The following is a 3,244-nucleotide window of genomic DNA, read 5'->3' on the forward strand; positions in this document are numbered from 1 at the left end:
GGGCGCAGCGCCGCGCCCCGCTCCAACAGGTCGGCGAGCGTGTCGCCGGAGGGCGGCGGGCCGTCGGCCGAGGCCTGCCGCAGCAGCGCCGCCTGCTCACCGTCGCCGAGCGCGTCCAGCTCCGCGACCCGCACCTGCGGGTCGGTGACGAGCCGGTGCAGCACCCGGTCCAGGCGCTCCAGCAGCGTCCGTACCCCGGACTCGGCGAGCAGGTCGGCGCGGTACTTGGCGACGATCTCAAAGCGTCCCCCGGAGGGGGTCACCATCAGGGTCAGCGGATAGTGAGTCGAGATCGGCCGGTCGACGCCGGTGACGCACAGGCCGGCGGCCCGCTGCGCGGCGTCGATCGCGTCCGAGTCGAAGGGGAAGGACTCGAACACCAGCAAAGTGTCGAACAGCTCCCCGGTACCCCGCTCGGCGGCGCCCAGCCCGGCCTGCCGGGCGATCTCGCCGAGGCCCACGTGCTGGGCGTCGAGCAGGTCGGCCTGCTCGCCCTGCAGCCGGATCAGCAACTCGGCGGCGGTCTCCGCCGGGCGCAACTCGACGCGGACCGGCAGCGTGTTGATGAACAGCCCGACGGTGGACTCCACGCCGGACAGGTCGGCGGGCCGCCCTGAGACGGTCGCGCCGAACACCACGTCCTCACGTCCGGTCACCCGCCCCAGGACGACGCCCCACCCGGCCTGGACCACGGTGTTCGGCGTGACCCCGATCCGGCCGGCCAGCGCCGTGAGCGCGGCGGTGCGCTCCGCGTCGATCGCGTACTCGACCTGCCGGGGGAACGCCGTCGGCGGGCCCGCCTCGCCGGGGACGAGCGGCGTCGGCTCCTCGAAACCGTCCAGTGCCCGGGCCCACGCCGCTCGGGCCGCGTCGTCGTCGCGCCCGGCCAGCCAGGACAGGAAGTCCCGGTACGGCCGGACCGGCGGCAGCCCCGGCGAGTCAGCGCCGGCGGCGTAGAGCGCGAACAGGTCGCGCAGCAGCACCGGCGTCGACCAGCCGTCCATCACCAGATGGTGGTTGGACACCACGAGCTGGTGACGGGCCTCGGCCAGGCGGATCAGCAGGAACCTGATCAGCGGAGGCCGCTCCAGGTCGAACCGCGTGTCGCGGTCGCGGGCCACCAGCCGCGCCCGACGGCGCTCGCGCTCGTCCGGATCCGCACCGGTCAGGTCGGCCACGGTGAACGGCACCTCGACCGTACGCAGCACCACCTGCAGAGGCCGCCCGACGTCGCGGACGAACGCGGTCCGCAGGCAGGCGTGCCGCTCGGCCAGAGCCGTCGCGGTGTTCCGCAGCCGGTCGGCGTCCAGCGGCCCGTCGAGGTCGATGACCAGCTGCGCGCCGTAGACGTCGACGGTGCCGTCGCCGGTGCCGTCGAAACCGGCGTGGAACAGCAGTCCCTGCTGAAGCGGGGAAAGCGGCAGGACCTCTTCGATACGCGAGCCGCGCGCGTTCGTGCCGTCGCTCATACGCTCCCCCAGCGGCCTTCGAGGGCGTCCAGGTCGCCCTGGTCCAGCGACACGAGCGGCATGTCGGACGGGGTGTGGCCGCCCGCGCCGCCGCTCGTGCCGTGCCGGGCGAGCCCGCGCAACGCGCGGATCCACGCCTCGGCGAGCGCGGCCACCGCGTCCGGATCGAGCAGCCCGGCTGGATAGGACCAGTGGCCGACCAGCCGGGGGCCGTCAGGGCCGTCCTCGGCGACGGCGTTGAGCACCAGGGTCACCGCCACCGGCATCCCCGGGTCCGACCCCGCCGAGATCCCGCCCGGGCGCAGCGTCCACGGCCGTGCCGGCCCGGACCCCGTGGTGTCGACCCGGCCCAGGAAGTTGAAGGCGATCTGCGGCTCGCCGAACGCGGCCAGCTCGCCGGCGGTGTCCGGGTTGAGCCACCGCAACAGGCCGTAGCCCAGACCCCGGTCCGGCAGCGAGCGCAGGTGTTCCTTGACGCGTTTGAGCACGACGCCCGCGCCCGGACCGCCGTCGACCGCCTCGGCGAGGTCGACGCCGGAGGCGTCCAGGCGTACGGGGTACTGGCTGGTGAACCAGCCGACCGTACGGGACAGATCAGCGCTGTCCGGGACGGCCTCGCCGATCCGGCCGTGCGACTCGACCGTCACCAGGGCCGACGCCTCGTCGACCCCGCGGGAGCGCCGCCAGGCGGCCACGGCCAGCCCGAGGCCGGTCAGCAGGACGTCGTCCGGGCCGGCGTAGAAGACCTCCGGCACGTCGGTGAGCACCGCCGCGGTGGTCACCGGATCCAGAGTGACGACGTGCGTACGGGTGTCCGACCACAGGTCACGTACGGGGTCGACCCGCCGCACGGCGACCAGGGGATCCGGCCCGTCCAGGACCGTACGCCAGGTGTCCAGCTCCGCGGCGCGCCGCGCGCTCACCGCCTCCCGTGCCAGCGCCGCGGTCCAGCGGCGCATCGAGGTCCCGGCCGGGGCGAGCGCGATCTCACCGCCCTGGGCGACCGCCGCACCCGCCGTGGCCAGGTCATCGAGCAGCACGCGCAGCGAGACCCCGTCGACGACGAAGTGGTGCACGACGAGGATCAGGGCCGGGTTCCCGCCCGGGTTCGCGACCCGGACCGCGGTCACCATCCGTCCGGCGTACGGGTCCAGGCGCGCGATCGCCTCCCGGCGCGCCCGGTCGAAGGCGGCCTCGGCGCCGGGTCCGTCGAGGTCGATCTCGGTCTCCCCGACGACCCCGGTCGTGTCCACGCTCCCGGCCACGTCGAACCGCATGTCACCGCGCTCGCCGAGGAGGCGGGGCTCGAGCATCGCGTGCCGCTCGATCAGGGCGGCGAGGATCCGCTCCAGCTCGGGCACGCCGACGTCCCGTGGCAGCCCCACGACGGCCGCCATGTGGTGCCCGTTCAGGGGGCCGCCGCGATCGAGGAACGCGCGCATCAGCGGAGTGAACGCGACCGGCCCCTCGTCCGGGTCCTCGGCCGTGGCCGGTGCGGGGGCGGCGCCGTCGCCGACCAGGGCAGCCAGCGCCCGCACCGTACGGGCCGCGAACACGTCGCGCGGGGTGAGCGACAGCCCCTCCGCGCGCGCCCGTGCGACCAGCTGGATGGAGAGGATGCTGTCCCCGCCGAGGGCGAAGAACGAGTCGTCCACCCCGACCTCGCCCCGGCCCAGCAGTTCGGCGAACAACCCGGCGAGCATGGTCTCCGCACCCGGGGCGGGCGCCCGCGAGGCGCCGGGTTCGGCGAACCGCGGCGCGGGAAGGCGTCGCGG

At 75.1% G+C, this 3,244-nt stretch carries 2 protein-coding genes; both read right to left on the reverse strand.

What is annotated here, in order from left to right; translation table 11 throughout:
- The coding region (locus tag ACFFNX_RS45795) for a condensation domain-containing protein (RefSeq protein ID WP_378212607.1) at nucleotides 1-1,469 on the reverse strand (1,469 nt) is incomplete at its 3' end.
- A partial coding sequence (locus tag ACFFNX_RS45800; RefSeq protein WP_378212608.1) for a condensation domain-containing protein occupies nucleotides 1,466-3,244 on the reverse strand: 1,779 nt, incomplete at its 5' end. The genes ACFFNX_RS45795 and ACFFNX_RS45800, both read right to left, overlap by 4 nt.

Source organism: Actinoallomurus acaciae, from assembly GCF_042429965.1.
GTDB classification, from domain to species: Bacteria; Actinomycetota; Actinomycetes; order Streptosporangiales; family Streptosporangiaceae; genus Actinoallomurus; species Actinoallomurus acaciae.